Raw genomic sequence first — 16,824 nt, forward strand, 5'->3', positions numbered from 1 at the left:
TCCTTAATCCTCATGGCTCGCCCCTTCTTTACCAAGCTCCGCTTTCATAAAAAAGCTGTTTTTACTCACATAACGCTGACCCGCATCAAGGCCTGAAACCACCTCGACCCATTGGTCATCCTTTTGCCCTAAAATAACAGGGGTTGCTTCAAAGTAATCCCCTTGTTGGACAAAGACAACATCCTTATCGTCCATCCTCTGAATCGCAGAAATTAATACGGCTACAGGTACTTTTTCCTCTTTAATGACGATTGAGCCATTCACGTACATCCCCGGCAGCCAAATACGATTGGCATTGGATAGAACTGCACGTGCCAAAGTGGTTTGACTGTCCTCGATACCTAGAGGTGCAATATAAGAAATAGTACTCATTGACGCTGGTTTTCCCTCATCGCCAGTCACAATGACTTCCATGCCTTGTTTTACAAGGGGTACTTCTTTGCGATATAGGGTAAAGTCAGACCAAACAGTAGCCAAATTAGCCACCTCATAAATCGGTTTATTATTTTGCGCAAGTTCCCCATTGGTTGCGTACTTTTGCACAATGGTTCCAGTCATAGGGGCTGTGATGGTGTAATTTTGCAGACTTTCATTACTTTCAATGGTGGCTAATACCTCCCCTTTAGTGACTTCTTCGCCTAGGTTTTTGGTCATCGATTTAATGAGACCTGAATAACGTGCATAAATGGGTGCCAAGGTGTCACGATTTGGTGCAATTTTTCCAACCACTTTTAATTGAGTTTTTATCGTTTGGCTTTGGGCTGTTGCCACTTGAATATCAGCCGATTTAAGAATACCCGCCACAATTTTTACCCGCCCCTCATAAGTTGAGTAATGCCATTGATATTGTTTTCCCTGAAACTCCAATTGAATGCTCACATCAAATGAATGAGGTTCTTGAATGATTTGATTGCTTTGTAAAAAATCTTCAATTCGGTTAAACGTAATCGTCTCTTTTTTCCCGTTAAATCGAGTCAATTGCACCGTTAATCGGGCTGTTTGTGGCGAAATAATCGCGCCATTCTTATAAAGAATGGCGCGAAAATGAGGTGACATGGCTCTTTCAAAAATTAAAAGTTCCAGGGCAATATCGCTGTCTTTTAATAATCGCCCACCTTGAGGGCCTTTGGCAATCATTTCTTGATGCCCCTCTTCTTCTGTAGCGTATGACGCGTCACTGGCCCAGAGAGAAGAACAATTGAATCCCAATAAAAGAATAATCAATGGAATTATAGAAAAAACTGATTTTAGTAATCTCATTTACTCTCCTTGGAAGGATGTAATCCCAATAGCCCTATGAGTTGAATTAACGATTTATGATAATCCGCGTGAGCTTGTTGATAGTGCCGCTCTTCTTCATACAAACTATTAAGTGCGGTGGATAATTCAACATAGGTGTAACGTCCCATTTGATAGCCCTCTTGAGCTAATTTGATGGATTTTCGTGCCAAAGGCAATAAGGAGTTCGTGACTAAATTCGCCTCGTAATTACTTTGTTGGGCTTGCAAAAAGGCATTATAGGCATTTTGGCGCACATCAAAACGAGTGCCCTGAAATTCATGAGCCGTCTGCGTGTATTGTGCCTCTGCGGTCAGGATTTTCCCTTGATTGCGGTTATACACGGGAACTTCTGCAAAAGCAGACATCACCGCGGCATTACTGTCATCATCAGAAAAATGGCGTCCACCCAGCTGAATGTTTAAATCAGGCCAGACAGACTTTTTAACGGCTGTGATGGTTGCACGCTTGGCCTGTAATTGCAGTTGCAGCTGCATCAGCGGTGGGCTTTGCGGTAGTTTTTTTAATAAATCAGACCAATTTAGCGTGAGGCCAGGTAAGCCCTGGTCGATTAAAGGCTGCTCAACCCTTAAACCATCACCTAATAAACGCGCAAGTTTCGCGCGTTGAGATAAGGCATCTCGCTGCGCTTTTTTTTCCTGAATACGTGCTTCGCCTAATCGCACTTGCGCTAACCGTAAATCCAATTCCGCGCCAGCACCTGCTTTAACCCGGCGCTCAATCGCCGATACTATATCTTGATTCAAGAAAATGAGTTTTTTGGTCACTTGGTGCCATTGTCCGGCATAAAGAGCATCAACGTAAGCAGCTCCAACCGTCATATAAAGTTTTGCTTTCTGAACGTTAATCTGTGCTAGAGATGCTAAATAATCCGCATAGGTTGCTCTTTTTAAATACTTAAGACGACCGCCTAAAGGAATAGGCTGGGTTACAGAAGCGGTGGTTTCTGCAGATTCATAGCCTGAGTAACTGCCAGAACCACCAAAATTTTCACCCGTTAAAGTCAGTTGCGGATTAGGATAAAGTCCACTTTGAATAAAAGCTCCTCTCATGGCTTGCGCCTTATCCATCTCTGCCTGCAGTTCAGGATTATTGCGATAGGCAATCGCCAGCGCTTGCTTAAAAGTAAGTGCTGTGGCAGCTTGCCCAGCGTTAAAAACAAATGGCATGAGCACTACACTAATTAATCTTAAAAAATAATACATCTCTTCCCTTTTAAACATTCCGTATTTAAAACCACCCTTTAAATCTAACTTAATTTGCATCAATTACATAGACCTTGATTTTTTATTCAGATAATTCATAGCCCTGCATCAACAATGTTTTTTATTAATTAATGATTTTTTGAAAGTCGATGTTCTTGCCATAATATATACACCGCCGGAATAAGAATTAAGGTCAATATCGTCGCACTGACCATACCCCCAATCATTGGCGCTGCAATACGCCGCATGACTTCAGAACCTGTCCCGCCAAAGAACATGATGGGTAACAAACCCCCAATAATCGCAAACACGGTCATGAGTTTAGGTCGTAAACGCAACAAGGCTCCTTCAATCACTGCATCATGTAGGTCTTTGATGTTGAGTTTACGTTGTTCTTGGGCGGCTAACGCTTCATAACGCAACAGTGCGTGATTTAGAAAAACGAGCATCACCACGGCGGTTTCTGCAGCCACCCCTGCAAGAGCTATAAATCCTACACCAACCGCAACGGATAAATGATAGCCTAATAAGTACAATAACCAAATCCCCCCGATTAAGGCAAAGGGTAAGGTTGCAAGAATAATCAATACCTCGGCTAAACGTCTAAAATTAAGATAAAGCAACAAGGCAATGATAAAAAGAGTCAGTGGAGCAACGAAACTCAAACGCTCTTTGGCCCGCTCCAAATATTCATACTGTCCTGACCAACTTAAGGAATATCCTGCCGGCAATTTAAGCTTTTCCCCTAAGATTTGTTTCGCCTCATCGACATAAGAAGTTAAATCCCGTCCTGCAATATCCACATAAACCCAGCCATTTAAACGTGCATTTTCGCTTCGAATCATATCGGGACCTTCCGTGATGTCGACACGTGCAATTTCATTTAGAAGAATCGTTGCACCGGTTGCTGTCACAATGGGTAGCTGGCGTAATTTTTGTAATGAATCACGAATCTCTCGTGGGTAGCGCAAATTAACTGGGTAGCGCTCTCGTCCTTCCACCGTCTGCGACACATTAAGCCCCCCTACTGCGGTTTCAACGAGCTCCTGCACGTCGGCAATGTTTAATCCATAGCGTGCTGCTTTAAGTCGATTAATATCAATGGTCACATAACGACTGGAAGAAACCCGCTCAGCAAAAACTGAAGCCGTTCCTGGAACTGTTTTAAGAATACGCTCTATTTGCTCACCTAGGGTCTGAATAGTATTTAAGTCAGGACCTGCAACCTTAATTCCCACAGGCGTTTTAATACCAGTTGCCAACATATCAATACGGGTACGAATCGGCATCACCCAAGCATTGGATAGCCCCGGTAATTGCAAACGAGCTTTTAATTCCTCTTTGATTTTCTCAAGAGTCATCCCCGGACGCCACGCTGTTTTAGGTTTAAATTGAATGGTTGTTTCAACCATTGACAAAGGGGCAGGATTGGTTGCGGTCTCAGCACGGCCTATCTTACCAAATACCGTGTCTACCTCAGGCACCGTGTGGATAAGCTTATCGGTTTGTTGCAACAACTCCTGCGCCTTCCCAACAGAAACTCCAGGGAAAGTGGTCGGCATATAAAGCAAATCGCCTTCATCCAAATCCGGCATAAATTCCCCACCTAAACGGTTAATCGGCCAAAGCCCAATGAGTAACACCACAAAGGCAATCGTTAAGATTGTTTTAGGTCGTGTAAGGACTGCATGAATTGCAGGACGATAAATTGCTGCCAAGAATCGATTTAAAGGGTTTTCCTCTTCTTTTTTTATTTTGCCACGAATCAAATACCCCATTAATACCGGTACTAAGGTAATTGATAAGAAAGCGGAAGCAGCCATCGCATAAGTTTTTGTATAAGCCAGTGGTGAAAACATGCGCCCTTCTTGGGCTTGTAAGCTAAATACCGGCAAGAAACTAAAGGTGATAATCAGTAACGAAAAAAATAAAGGAGGCCCCACTTCAAGTGCCGCTTGCTCAATTATTTGCCAACGAGTTTGATTATCAACGATGCTTTGATGCTCCAAATGCTTATGTGCATTTTCAATCATCACAATGGCGGCATCCACCATCGCCCCAATAGCAATCGCAATCCCTCCTAAGGACATAATATTGGCATTAATCCCTTGTAAATACATCACCGCAAAGGCAATCAATATACCAATCGGCAAACTCACAATGATGATGAGAGAGGAGCGAAAATGAAACAAGAACACAATGCAGATAAGCGATACTACAATAAATTCTTCAATTAATTTATCATAAAGAGTGTGAATGGCCCGCACAATGAGGCTTGAGCGGTCATAGGTGGTAATGAGCTCCACTCCTTTGGGTAAGCTCGATTTCAATTGCGACAGCTTTTTCTTCACTTGTGCAATCGTATTCATCGCATTTTGCCCTTGTCGCATGACAATAATGCCCCCAACCACCTCCCCTTTGCCATTTAATTCAGTCAAACCACGACGCATTTGCGGCCCTAGCTGCACGTAAGCCACGTCTTTTAATAAAATAGGGATGCCCTTTTTTCCTAAACCAACGGGTATTGCTTCAATATCTTTTATCGACTGAATGTATCCTTTGGCCCGCAGCATGTATTCAGCTTCCCCCATTTCAATCGATGAACCACCAGCCTCTTTGTTGCCTTGTTGAATGGCTTTTTTTACTTGCTCCAGCGTTAAGCCAAAGGCACGCAAACGATTGGGATCTAAAATGACCTGGTACTGCTTTACCATGCCACCTGCAGTAGCGACTTCAGCAACACCAGGAACTTTTTGCAATTCATATTTGAGAAACCAGTTTTGTAAACTAGTTAATTGCGCCAAATCATGCCGACCTGTTTTATCGACGAGCGCATATTCATAGACCCATCCTACACCTGTGGCATCAGGTCCCAAAGCCATTTGCGCACCCGTTGGCAGGCGGTTTACGATTTGGCTTAAATACTCCAAAACACGAGAACGCGCCCAATACAAATCCGTACCGTCTTTAAAAATAATGTAGACGTACGACACACCAAAGCCTGACTCCCCGCGTACTGTAATTGCTCCGGGAACAGCAAGCATGGCGGTGGTTAAAGGATAGGTTACTTGATCTTCCACTACCTGAGGGGCTTGTCCCGGATAATCCGTCTTAATAATCACCTGCACATCTGATAAATCAGGAATGGCATCAACCGGAGTGTTCTTAATAATGTACGAGCTGGACAGCAGAATCAGTGCCATTGTCAAGAGAATCAAAAAGCGATTGTTTATGGACCAACGAATAATTCTGGCGATCATCTTAGTTTTCCTAATTCATTTTACGCAGGTCAACAAGGATAAACTGCTGACCTTCTTTTTTTAATGAGAAGGTCAACTTATCATTGACTTCAAACTTCTGTAATGGAACCTGTTTATCGACTGAAAAATCCATGTTCATCGCAGGCCATCCCAAATCAGAAATCGCTTCATGGTTTAAAGTAACGACTCTTTTTGTTAGGTCAATGGACTGAATCACCCCTCGCCCTTTAATTTTAGTTGGCGTGGTTTTTGCCTCTTTCTTGGTGTCAAGACGCTCAAGGCCTGCTTTTAAATTGCTTTCTGAATCAATTAAAAATTGACCTGAAGTGACTACACATTCACCCCTTTTAAGTCCTGATAGAATTTCAATACGTCCATCTGATTCAATTCCAGTAGTCACCTTACGAACCTGAAAACGGCCATTACCCAAGGAAACAATAACCCTGCTGCCTTTAGAGCTTTGAATCAGTGCTTCAATGGGAATACTAAGGACATTGAGTTTGGGAGTAACTTCTAATGAAACCGTAGCATACATATTAGGCTTTAACAGGGTATTTGGACTTTCAAAAAGAAACCGGACTTTAAGGGTGCGCGTAGTGGGGTCCACTTCTGGATAAACATATTCCACTTGTCCTTCCCAATGTTTCCCTGGAAAAGCAGCCAGAGTTGCAACGGCTTTCTCACCTACCTTCACACTATTGGCTTCCTCTTCAAACACTTCAGCAATAATCCAAATCTTGGACAAGTCAACAATGTTCATCATTTCGGTATCCGGAGTAACGTACATCCCTTCTCTAATTTTCAAATCCACAACCACACCATTTTGATGCGGATAAATATCAATCAATTGATTGGCTTTATGGGTGTTTTTTAATTGCTGAATTTGTTCTTCAGCAATGTGAAAGGTTTGTAGTTTCTTATAGGAAGCATCGATTAATGCCTTATTTTTACTGCCCAAGGCAATTAAATATTCTTCTTGCGCATTAGTGAGCATCGGTGAATACAATTGCATCACCACTTGATGACGATGAACTACATCACCTACTGCTTTAACAAACAATTTTTTGATCCATCCATTCGCATAAGTATGGATGTGGCTGATTTCATTCTCATTGGGCGTCACATAACCCACAGTTTCAATCTGCCTGCTTAACGAGCCTTGTCTCACTTGCGCGGTTCGTATACCTAAATTATTAATTACGGTTGGAGAAATAAGAACACCTGATTCATCGGTCATCCCACCCTCACTAAAGACAGGAACAAGCTCCATCCCCATGCGCGATTTACCGGCTTTTGGGTAGTGAATTTGTGGCTCCATAGGATCAATCCAATACAAAGGCTTTTTTGGGGATGAATTGGGTGAGAGTGAGTAACGCCCAATAACCACTCCAATAATTATTGAAATCAAAATTAATCCAGCAATTAAAAGTCTACCTTTATTCATGTGGCCAATCCTTCTAAATACAGCAAGGCAACACGTGCTTTCATTCGCTCAATAAGCACTTGCAATTGTTCTTGCCGAATATCCAACTCATTACTGTAAGCACGTAATACGGTGTTCATTTCAACCGTAGCATTTTGATAAGCAAGCAATGAAGCCTTTGCATTTTGCTTTGCTTCGGGAAGTAATTGCTGTTGATAAATGCGTTCTCGTTGTAACAATTTCTCCCAAATCGCATACTGCGCCTGAAGCTCCTTTAATAAATCGCGATAATGAATCGCCCTATCTAAATGAGACACTTGCAACCGATAGACACTGGCCTGAAATTGCTTGTCCTGACGCTTACCCGGAAAAAGGGGTAGATCAACGGTGACTTGCGCGGTGAGCATGTCCGAGCGCGGCATGCCATTAGGCATCTGACCTTGACGAAAACCATAACTGGCACCTAAGAGCCAACCAGGCTTGTATTGCTCTTTTGCCAAGGCCACCTCTTGACGAGCAGCTTCAATAGTTGCGCTATCAATTTGAATCAAAGGGTGCGTTGTTAAGCGTTGTTAAGCGTTGTTAAGCGTTGTTGCAAAATAAGACGGGAAGGTGGTTTTAACCAGAAAGGTAAGTTTTCGGACAAGTTGCGTTGCGCTTCCTGCTGACCGATAAAACGCCCTAATTGAGCCCATAACAAATCGATTCGCTGCTCGATTTGCAATTCTTGATTGGACAAACGAGACAATTCCACCTGTACTTGCAATACATCCGATTGATTGGTCTTTCCTATGCCATATTGGGACTCGCTGACTTTAAGTAAGCGTCGATAGATTTTTTGGTTATCGTGAATAATCTCCAAAGCCTCATTCCAATAATACAGCTCAAGCCAAGTTTCGCGCACATTCCGAAGTAAAAGAGAGATTTGCTCTCTTACTTTTCTATGTTCTGCGGTAGCTAAAGCTTTTGTCTGCTTGGATTTAATTGCTAAAGAATGGCCTCGAGGAAATTGTTGCTGCACCCCTACTGCAAGCATGGTCATTTCATCTTGAGTGAAACTAAATGAATTGGTGGGAACATTAATAACACCTGCCGTGAGTTGCGGATCAGAAAGTTGTCCCTCCGCAATGGATTGCTGGTGTAACCCATCTGCTTTTGCTTTAAGTTGCTGGATTTCAGGGGATAAATTCAGTGCTAAATGCTCGGCCTCCCTAATACTCAATGGTTTTGCTTGAGCAAATGAATAAAAACAAAGAAAACAAATTACGATATGTTTTTTTATCATTTTTTTTCGCTTGTTGGGTTTAATTTAATCCTGCGCAATCGCAGTGCATTACCAATCACTGAAACAGAGCTCAAGGACATCGCAGCCGCGGCAATGATGGGACTTAACAGCAATCCTGTCATTGGATACAACACCCCAGCAGCTATTGGTACCCCTAACCCATTATAAATAAAGGCGAAGAATAAATTCTGGCGAATATTGCTCATGGTCACCATTGATAAATGACGCGCTTTAAGAATTCCTCCCAAATCACCATGTAACAAAGTAATGCCAGCACTTTCAATCGCAACATCAGTACCTGTTCCCATCGCAATACCAACATCTGCCTCTGAAAGTGCAGGGGCATCGTTGACTCCATCCCCTGCCATTGCCACCACAAACCCTTTGTTTTTTAATTCACGTACGTGCCTGCTCTTCTCTTCAGGCATCACTTCTGCCAGAACATTCTTGATACCCAGCGTGTTTGCCACGCTCAAGGCTGTTTTTTTACTGTCTCCAGTGAGCATATAGAGTTCGATTCCACTTCGATGTAATTCATTAATGACGAGTGCGGTATTGGATTTAATGGGATCTTCCACGACCAAAATCGCAGCCATTACCCCATCCACTGCCAAAAACACAACCGTTGCACCCTGAGCACGCTCATTATCGGCTTTTTTAATGAGTTCAGAATTATCCTTAATGCCAGACTCTTGCATGAATCGAAGAGAACCTATGGCCACTTGATAACCATCCACAACACCCGTAACGCCTTTGCCCGTTGGGGCATTAAATTGCGCGACGCCGGTAAAAGATAATTGCTGTTTTTTTGCGGCAGCGACAATTGCCTGAGCCAGTGGGTGTTCGCTTTGATGTTCGACCGAAGCAGCCAGGGTCAGTACTTCGTTTTCATTAAATGCTTCATCAGTAATAATGCGAGTGAGTACAGGTCGCCCTTGCGTCAATGTTCCTGTTTTATCCACAACCAGCACATTGACTTTCTCCATCTGTTCCAAGGCTTGAGCATTTTTAATCAAAACACCCGCGCGAGCCCCCTGCCCTACCCCAATCATAATCGACATCGGTGTTGCCAAGCCCAGTGCACAGGGGCAGGCAATAATAAGAACTGAAACGGCCGCAATCAAACCATAACTCAATGACGGTTGTGGTCCTACTAATGCCCATACGATAAAAGCAAAAACAGCAATGAAGAGTACGACGGGCACAAACCAACCGGATACTTTATCCGCTAAACGCGCAATAGGCGCACGGCTTCGTTGGGCATCACTGACCATCTGCACAATGCGTGAGAGCATGGTATCACTGCCCACGTGCAAGGCTTTCATGACAAAGCTTCCCGTTTGGTTCATCGTAGCCCCAATGACTTTGGCACCAACCTCTTTGCTCACGGGCATGGGCTCACCCGTCACCATCGACTCATCGATATGACTTTGCCCCTCCATCACCTCGCCATCTACCGGCACTTTTTCACCCGGTCGTACGCGTAATAAATCATCGACTTGGACTTTATCCAGGGGGACTTCTTCTTCAAGACCGTCTGTTCCAATGCGATGTGCACTTTCTGGAGCTAGACTTAATAAGGCGCGAATCGCACTTCCTGTTTGCTCCCGTGCTTTTAACTCCAGAACTTGGCCTAACAAAACCAAGGTTGTAATCACTGCCGCTGCTTCAAAATAGACAGCAACGAAACCTTCTGCATTTTTAAATGCAGCCGGAAACAGTCCGGGCACTAATGCCGCCACCATGCTATAAGCCCAAGACACACCGATACCCATAGCAATTAAGGTAAACATATTGAGCTGACGTGTTTTAAGTGACTGATAACCTCGTTGAAAAAAAGGCCATCCGCACCATAAAACGACAGGCGTCGCGAGTATTAGCTGCAGCCAGGTTGATCCACTTGCAGGAATGATTTCCGTTATAAAATGACCGCCCATCTCCAAGAAAAACAAGGGCAAAGTCAAGATAAGAGCCATCCAAAAACGCCGCCTCATATCCAGGTACTCTGCATTCACTTCCTCTTCAACACCCGCTGCTTCTGGTTCTAACGCCATGCCGCAAATTGGGCAATTACCGGGTTTCTCTTGGGGTACCTCTGGATGCATCGGGCAAATATAAAAACCACTTGATTTCGTTCTCTCTGAATCTTTTGGTTCGTTGGGTTTATGACAGCATGAAGCTGCGTGCGTTTTAGTGGCGTGGTGTCCTTTATGATGCTGATGATTGTTCTCCATAATGCACCTATTCGTATTTTTTTAATAATGCAATAATTTCATTTAATTTTTGGTCACGCATTGCCTCATCACTTAATGTGGCAATATGACCAAGACACCCCTTAATGTGCGTATCTAAGACACTCAATTCAATTGTTTTTAAAGCACTACGCGCCGCGCGAATTTGCGTCAAAATGTCAATGCAATAGCGTTTGTCTTCAATCATGCGTTTAATGCCTTCAAGTTGGCCAATTGCTCGATTTAAGCGATGCAACTCTTTTTCATGGGTTGCGTGATGAATCATTAGGTCCTATCCTCCTATACCCCTATAGGTATATACCCTGCATAGGTATAAGTCAACCGTTTCACCCCAAATTATTTAAACACATTCATTTAATCTGAAAGAGATTGTTGCAATGAATTATTTGACTTGAAACACACAACTCCATGCGGCTTAACTTATTAAAAAAACCATTCATCCATATCGAAAAAACAATAGCCTATATCCACAGCTCGCAACAAAAGTAAAGACCATAATAGAATCAGAAACGATATTCTTCATTAAAAAAGCTTCACAGGAAATAAATGAATCCATTATTTTACATGTTAGAAAATGAGGTTTATTATTCCTTTCTTCCCAAACGGTCACTGCTGAAAACCTTCATTTATTAAGTGGCGAATTTCTCCACACCCAACCCGAGCACATACTGTTAATCCTGGCCAAAAATGCACAATTTAATGATGCCATTAGTAGCACTTTAGCCCATTCAAAACCCTATAAATCAGATGTTTTAATGGATAGAGCAATAAGCTACCTAACTGATATTTTTTATAAGACGATTAAAGTCTATTATTTTCAAACAAAATGCTAATTCACATTAAAAAATTGAGCGATTTTTTTAATGTGCCAATACATCATCGATTAAGGTATTTTTTGCTATCAAACCACCAACATGAACTAAATCACACGGTATTATGTTGCATACTCTATAGCCAGAATGAATAACATAATCCAAATAGAAATGATTACCCAAGCAGCAATCCAATTTTTTGGTAATGGTTCTTTACGAGTATAGGCTTTAACGCGACATTCATCCCACACATCCAAAGGAATCAATTTTATAGCAATAAAAATTAAAATCGGCAGTAGAATCAAATCATCCAAATATCCTAAAATTGGAATAAAATCAGGAATTAAATCGATTGGGCTTAATGCATAAGCTATCGTGAAAATCACTATCATTTTAGGGAGCCAGGGTGTTTTGGTATTTTTAGCCACCTCATAAAGTATGAATAAATAACTTTTCAACTCTTTTGAAAAGTGCGTTATCTTTTTTTTAATAGAGCGTACTAAGCCGCAGTTAAATAGCATATTCAATCCGCCTAGACTTACCAAAACAATGATGCATTAGGTTATCCCTCGTGTCACTTAATTGTAGAACTATTTGGGAGGTCTAATACCTAATTGAAACAGCACTAGCTCATGAGTTTAAAAGTAAGTAATAACTACGTGGGATTGTTCTCTAACTTATCACTAGCCCTGATTCAAATGCTACAGTTCTTAATTCCATGTGGTTTACTCGTCTTCTATCAAAATAATTACTCCAAAAAAGCATCAATTGATGTTTTTTTTCTATACAGCTATTTTAATCTGAAGACCGCGCTTGTTCAAAGGCAGTCTCCTAAGTAAACTATTTGACACTTATAGTACAGCTATCATCGCAGCCCCAAGGGTAGACTCCGGCAAAAATGGAGGTTCTTTTTTTATTGCATAAAACCCATTAATGCTTGGCTTAACACCATCAAATGATTCCTGCACCTCTTCGGGTTGAACCACATCAATTTGTTCCAGGCGAATAATCTGTTGTTCCTGCCTGTCTAAAAGCTTGCGATACCTCTGATTACTTGCTTCTAATTGTTTTGTAACTACAGAGAGTTTGCGTTCGGCATCACAGATTCGGTCTGCTACCTCAACAAAGCTTTTCTCTTTATTGGTTAAAAATTCCTCTAATCTTTTTAAAAACGCAGCTCGCTGCTCCTTGTCTTGAATAATCATGTTAGAAAATGTTTCAACTGTTCCACTTAAGACAAGTCCAACAGCTCTCGCCTGTTCAACCTCTTTCCCCATTTTTTCTTTAATGTCATCAAGTTCTTGTATTTTATCAGCTAACTGATTTTGATTTTCTTTATACGCCTTTACCACCTGTTCCAATTGTTTTTGAGTATTTTCTAAAACTTGAGACTGCTCCTCTATAGAGGCCTTTAAGCGTTGTGGCAGTATGTTCAAGATCAACCTGGGTTGCACGAAGTTTTTTTTCGGTATCAGTCAGCTCAATGATTTCTGATTTTAATGTTTTAATCTGCTCACAAAATTGAGCAACATTTTGGGTTAGGCGCGTATTTTCTTTCTGAAATGCATCGATTTCAATAGCCAGTTGTTCGCGTAAGAGCTCTAAAGTTGAAATAACCGAATCCAGCAGATCAACAAGACTTAAAATTCCTGCCTTTAAATTTTCGATATTGTCTGTATTTTGACTCTGATGATTTTCAAGAAGGATGTGGCTTACCGTATAAATAATTCCAGTAACAATACTGAGCGTAATAAGGGCTGCCAGATTTGCCATGAGTCCAATCATCAAAAGAGGTACGGTGAGCACTGCACCTGCGGTAATTTTTTGCCACAAGGGGATTTCATGCCAAAAACTTGCAGCACGCGACAGCAAACTAGGATTGTTATTCATTGATTGAATCAGTTTATTAAGATCTGCTTTGATTTTTTGTACTTTATTTTGAGTACTTACTATCTTCTCAAAACGCTCTTTATCTTTTTTTGTTTTCTGAGTGAGATTGTCCTGCTCCATATGTTCTGATTGATGGAGTGAAGACACCAGCTCAAGTTCCAGTTTTTGATACGACATGATTCTTCCTTACAACGAATGGGTCATCCACTTTTAAAATAGAAATAGTGTCACATGATTATCAAGTTAACCTTAAGATAAGCATGGAGACGTGAAACTCTTAATTATTGGGTTAATTACCAGTACTTTTTACGTATTGGATTGAGATGTAATTAAAGTTTTTGAGGCAAAGAATAAAAACACTGAAAATAAGATCTTAAGGTTGCTCATTGAGGGGGAAAATTGATTTGTACTATTTAGAATGTTACTCATTACCACGTTTCCTTAATTGGGTTTGAAACAACAATCAACCGAACGCTTTTTCCTAGAACGGTTAAATATTGATCATTCTATCGAATAAATTGTGTTCAGTCATTCTTTTTTTAGTGACTCACTAGTCTTGATAATACTACAGACTTAAGGTTACCTGAATGGATGTTTTTTAGGATCCCACCATCCACCTAAAGGTTCGTTTTCATCAAAATACTCATGCGCTTTTTAAATGAATATTGAGATAATTGCTCGTATTTTATAGATTTTGTGGATAAAAAGATGTTATTTACTTTATCAGAATAAATTTTTTCTTTGGATCATAGGGATTAGTGCTCACTTCTCGAACTAATCCATTCTCAACCATTGCTTTTAGCCTGGTTGATGCAGTCCTTTCCGTAACATTCCATAGCTTACTTGCTTCTTTGGTAGATATAGCCTGATTCTTAGTGAGGTATTCAATTATATCTTGTTGCCAAGGTATTTTGACTGATATCGCATGTACCCCATGATAAAGCGTTACGCGAAAATAGTGATCAAGTTCTTCAAACTTAGGCTCACTCAAGCCTTGCATATGACACACTTCGACCATACGCCCTAATCCAGAACCCCATCTCTCGATTAACTTGAGTTCCCTGAATACATGCCCAATAACACGATTACATAATTGGGAAATGCCACTTAATGCTTTTTCAAGACTGAGCCCATAAGGTAAAGCTCCAGGATTTGTTATTTCAAGTCGATTGGAAAAAATAGCAACCTGTATCCTTGCTCCTTTTATTTAATAATCAGCATGTACAATTGCGTTTATAATCGCTTCCCGAAGAACAATCGGTGGATATTGAGGAATGTCTACTCGATGAATTCGTCCAATTTCACTGCGTTGAGCAGTATTGCGTTCAATGAATGAAATGACATGATTTACAGCAATTGGCAAAGGCAGGTCAATTTCTTGTTGATCAATAATTTCTGTTTTTGTTGTTCCGGCGAAGCATCCACACTTAATGATTGCATCAGGAAAAAAAGACGTCGCTTGTTTGCAAATAAAAGAACAGCTGCATTGGATGGATAATCTGTAGATTGGTGAGGAACTAACAAATGAAGTGATTTGGCAATATTAAGATCAAACTTTTTTCCTTGATCAGCAAAAAGCTTTTTTGCGCGCTGAAAATCAATATCTTCTTTTTTTACCTTAATATTTGGTTGCTCATCAAAACCTTGATGAATCGCCAAACGTTGAATTTCTGCTATTGTCGATTGATCTGCTACCCTGTTTGTGGATCCTAAACGGATATACACTCCATTTTCGATCCCTTTACTTTTTAAAAAATAAGGGGCAGGAGCATAGTTAACTGAAATGATTAAAAATCTCTATTTCTCCAGGTATAAAATTGAAAATAAGGAACAAGTAAAGGTGATACAGAATCAGCTATTGCATTGGCTATGCGTTCCTCATCCTGTACTACATCATCAATGCCTATAGCCTCTTTTGTTTTATCTTTAATTCCAATAACAAGAGTACCCCCAGCCGTATTCGCAAATGCGATAATTGGTTGTACTATTCGGTTTAATGATTGGGTATTTTCTTTAAACTCAAGCAGTTTTCCTTCTTCCTGCTGTAATAATGCTTCTAACATGCCAACTCTAGTTATTTATTCTTAACTGTAACGGCTCGCAATCAAAAACCACTTGGCCCGCAATCAGCGCATCAAATTGGCCCAAATTAATTGCGACTAGGCCCACATTATTTGCAACTGAACTTTTCTCCTACCACCAGAAAAACGTCCGTTTTCTTGGTGATCTGATTTCTCATAAAAATTTGTTTAAAACAAACAAAATAACTCATAGAGAAAATCAAAATAAAGCGATCTTGTAATCATGATCTTTTCTTATTAAGCTGCTTTTACGTCAACAATCATATGGATACCATCGTGTTTCAGAGAGTCTTGGATAGCAAGTGCAATGAATTGTTCTGATGAGTACCCCAAATTTTCGGCAAACTGCTTGGCCTTTTTTGCGCTTACAATTTTCCTATCATGCTCCAAATCACATAAAAACTGCTTTGAAACACCAAGTTGTTTGGCAAAATCTATCTGGCTTGCTCCTTCACCATGACGAATAGAGCGAATAGCTTTACCTAAAGTTAATCTACCTACAGATTTTTCTAGATACTCTCGTGCATTAGTATTCATGTTTATTTACCTCAATGACAGAAATAATAACTATCTCTTTGTTTTCTTTTTCAATGTAAATCGCCCTATAAGCTTTATTTAATCTTATTGAACGTTGCCCAGAGCGGTCTCCTTTTAATAGCTCATCATGATAACCAGGAATAATTCTGGTTTTGTTGATTCCGATACGTTCAACTGAATCCACCCATAAGAGTAGCTTTTCCTTTATATATTCAGGCACTTTAGTTAAGTTTTTTTTTGCCTTTGTTGTTAAGTCAACATGACATGGTTTTATCAAGCATTTCACCAAATTATTTGTCTATTTTAATAGTACTCCAAATTAGAGTACTTTTCAAGAAGACCAATAAAATAAACAGACGTTTTTCTGGTGGTAGGAGAAAAGTTCAGTTGTAAATAATGTGGGCCTAGTCGCAATTAATTTGGGCCAATTTGATGCGCTGATTGCGGGCCAAGTGGTTTTTGATTGCGAGCCGTTACAGTTAACCAAGAAATATTGATTTGTCAATTTTTTCGTGGTCTGTTTCTTGCTTTAGGAAATGTATATTAAACCCGGAAGAAGCCAGAAAATGTTTACTTCTGGGTTGATTGAATCTCAAACATTTTTTTTATAAGCGATATATTTTTTAAGAATCAAATATACACTCTTATCTGCAAAAGGCATTGATTAACCCAAAACACTTTGTCATTTAATGTATTTGCTACATTGCTACACGATCATCAAATCATTCAAACCATCCAGATGAAATTATCTATGAAATCATAGAGTAATGCATTTTTTCT

The 16,824-nt window shown here is 40.5% G+C and carries 17 protein-coding genes; all 17 read right to left on the reverse strand.

Annotated features, from left to right (window positions below):
* Positions 1–3 precede the first annotated feature (3 nt).
* The 17 genes from Lani_RS14915 to Lani_RS14980 all read right to left on the reverse strand — a co-directional run bounded on the left by Lani_RS14915 (position 4) and on the right by Lani_RS14980 (position 16,330).
* The gene (locus tag Lani_RS14915) at positions 4–1,260 is read right to left on the reverse strand and encodes an efflux RND transporter periplasmic adaptor subunit (RefSeq protein ID WP_058388664.1); all 1,257 of its coding nucleotides are present in this window, start codon (positions 1,258–1,260) and stop codon (positions 4–6) included.
* Positions 1,257–2,468, reverse strand: a complete 1,212-nt coding sequence (locus Lani_RS14920) for a TolC family protein (RefSeq protein WP_396426829.1) — start codon at positions 2,466–2,468, stop codon at positions 1,257–1,259. The genes Lani_RS14915 and Lani_RS14920 overlap by 4 nt, the downstream gene beginning before the upstream one ends.
* Positions 2,469–2,632: 164 nt before the next feature.
* A complete protein-coding gene (locus Lani_RS14925) occupies positions 2,633–5,764 on the reverse strand; it encodes an efflux RND transporter permease subunit (RefSeq protein ID WP_058388665.1) in 3,132 nt (1,043 codons plus the stop codon).
* Between the two features lie 10 nt (positions 5,765–5,774).
* On the reverse strand, positions 5,775–7,208 hold the full coding sequence (locus Lani_RS14930; protein ID WP_065233484.1) for an efflux RND transporter periplasmic adaptor subunit: 1,434 nt from the start codon (positions 7,206–7,208) through the stop codon (positions 5,775–5,777).
* On the reverse strand, positions 7,205–7,738 hold the full coding sequence (locus Lani_RS20875) for a TolC family protein (protein WP_223499674.1): 534 nt from the start codon (positions 7,736–7,738) through the stop codon (positions 7,205–7,207). Before Lani_RS20875 ends, Lani_RS14930 begins: the two co-directional genes overlap by 4 nt.
* Before the next feature lie 11 nt (positions 7,739–7,749).
* Entirely contained in the window at positions 7,750–8,472 is a 723-nt protein-coding gene (locus Lani_RS20880) for a TolC family protein (protein ID WP_223499672.1), read from the reverse strand.
* Positions 8,469–10,706: a copper-transporting P-type ATPase gene (locus Lani_RS14940; RefSeq protein WP_058388666.1), complete on the reverse strand. Its 2,238-nt coding sequence runs from the start codon at positions 10,704–10,706 to the stop codon at positions 8,469–8,471. The genes Lani_RS20880 and Lani_RS14940 overlap by 4 nt, the downstream gene beginning before the upstream one ends.
* Before the next feature lie 7 nt (positions 10,707–10,713).
* Positions 10,714–10,989, reverse strand: coding sequence for a metal-sensitive transcriptional regulator (locus tag Lani_RS14945; protein ID WP_082654128.1), 276 nt, complete (start codon positions 10,987–10,989; stop codon positions 10,714–10,716).
* A gap of 669 nt (positions 10,990–11,658) precedes the next feature.
* Positions 11,659–12,057 carry a YkvA family protein gene (locus tag Lani_RS14950; protein WP_058388667.1) on the reverse strand — a complete coding sequence of 133 codons (399 nt, stop codon included), beginning with the start codon at positions 12,055–12,057 and terminating at the stop codon, positions 11,659–11,661.
* Between the two features lie 330 nt (positions 12,058–12,387).
* On the reverse strand, positions 12,388–12,888 hold the full coding sequence (locus Lani_RS20885) for a hypothetical protein (protein ID WP_223499670.1): 501 nt from the start codon (positions 12,886–12,888) through the stop codon (positions 12,388–12,390).
* Positions 12,872–13,603, reverse strand: a complete 732-nt coding sequence (locus Lani_RS20890) for a hypothetical protein (protein ID WP_223499668.1) — start codon at positions 13,601–13,603, stop codon at positions 12,872–12,874. The genes Lani_RS20885 and Lani_RS20890 overlap by 17 nt, the downstream gene beginning before the upstream one ends.
* Positions 13,604–14,141: 538 nt before the next feature.
* Positions 14,142–14,633, reverse strand: a complete 492-nt coding sequence (locus Lani_RS20285; protein ID WP_082654129.1) for an ATP-binding protein — start codon at positions 14,631–14,633, stop codon at positions 14,142–14,144.
* Complete coding sequence (locus tag Lani_RS20290) at positions 14,634–14,789, reverse strand: hypothetical protein (protein ID WP_156415170.1); 156 nt, start codon at positions 14,787–14,789, stop codon at positions 14,634–14,636.
* On the reverse strand, positions 14,774–15,151 hold the full coding sequence (locus tag Lani_RS19865) for a hypothetical protein (protein WP_058388669.1): 378 nt from the start codon (positions 15,149–15,151) through the stop codon (positions 14,774–14,776). The genes Lani_RS20290 and Lani_RS19865 overlap by 16 nt, the downstream gene beginning before the upstream one ends.
* A gap of 62 nt (positions 15,152–15,213) precedes the next feature.
* Positions 15,214–15,489, reverse strand: coding sequence for an AlbA family DNA-binding domain-containing protein (locus Lani_RS19870; protein ID WP_058388670.1), 276 nt, complete (start codon positions 15,487–15,489; stop codon positions 15,214–15,216).
* A 255-nt stretch (positions 15,490–15,744) separates the two neighbouring features.
* Entirely contained in the window at positions 15,745–16,044 is a 300-nt protein-coding gene (locus Lani_RS14975) for a helix-turn-helix domain-containing protein (protein ID WP_058388671.1), read from the reverse strand.
* Positions 16,034–16,330: a type II toxin-antitoxin system mRNA interferase toxin, RelE/StbE family gene (locus tag Lani_RS14980; protein ID WP_082654130.1), complete on the reverse strand. Its 297-nt coding sequence runs from the start codon at positions 16,328–16,330 to the stop codon at positions 16,034–16,036. The genes Lani_RS14975 and Lani_RS14980 overlap by 11 nt, the downstream gene beginning before the upstream one ends.
* Positions 16,331–16,824 lie beyond the last annotated feature (494 nt).

This window comes from Legionella anisa (genome assembly GCF_001467525.1).
Classification (GTDB): domain Bacteria; phylum Pseudomonadota; class Gammaproteobacteria; order Legionellales; family Legionellaceae; genus Legionella; species Legionella anisa.

What these genes read in the sequence shown, in the direction of transcription:
- Lani_RS20880 (WP_223499672.1), bottom strand. Translation starts at nt 8,472, where the DNA reads ATGATAAAAAAACATATCGTAATTTGTTTTCTTTGTTTTTATTCATTT.
- Lani_RS14940 (WP_058388666.1), bottom strand. Translation starts at nt 10,706, where the DNA reads ATGGAGAACAATCATCAGCATCATAAAGGACACCACGCCACTAAAACG.
- Lani_RS14975 (WP_058388671.1), bottom strand. Translation starts at nt 16,044, where the DNA reads ATGAATACTAATGCACGAGAGTATCTAGAAAAATCTGTAGGTAGATTA.
- Lani_RS14915 (WP_058388664.1), bottom strand. Translation starts at nt 1,260, where the DNA reads ATGAGATTACTAAAATCAGTTTTTTCTATAATTCCATTGATTATTCTT.
- Lani_RS14920 (WP_396426829.1), bottom strand. Translation starts at nt 2,468, where the DNA reads ATGCCATTTGTTTTTAACGCTGGGCAAGCTGCCACAGCACTTACTTTT.
- Lani_RS14930 (WP_065233484.1), bottom strand. Translation starts at nt 7,208, where the DNA reads ATGAATAAAGGTAGACTTTTAATTGCTGGATTAATTTTGATTTCAATA.
- Lani_RS14950 (WP_058388667.1), bottom strand. Translation starts at nt 12,057, where the DNA reads ATGCTATTTAACTGCGGCTTAGTACGCTCTATTAAAAAAAAGATAACG.
- Lani_RS20890 (WP_223499668.1), bottom strand. Translation starts at nt 13,603, where the DNA reads ATGTCGTATCAAAAACTGGAACTTGAGCTGGTGTCTTCACTCCATCAA.
- Lani_RS19870 (WP_058388670.1), bottom strand. Translation starts at nt 15,489, where the DNA reads ATGTTAGAAGCATTATTACAGCAGGAAGAAGGAAAACTGCTTGAGTTT.
- Lani_RS14925 (WP_058388665.1), bottom strand. Translation starts at nt 5,764, where the DNA reads ATGATCGCCAGAATTATTCGTTGGTCCATAAACAATCGCTTTTTGATT.
- Lani_RS14945 (WP_082654128.1), bottom strand. Translation starts at nt 10,989, where the DNA reads ATGATTCATCACGCAACCCATGAAAAAGAGTTGCATCGCTTAAATCGA.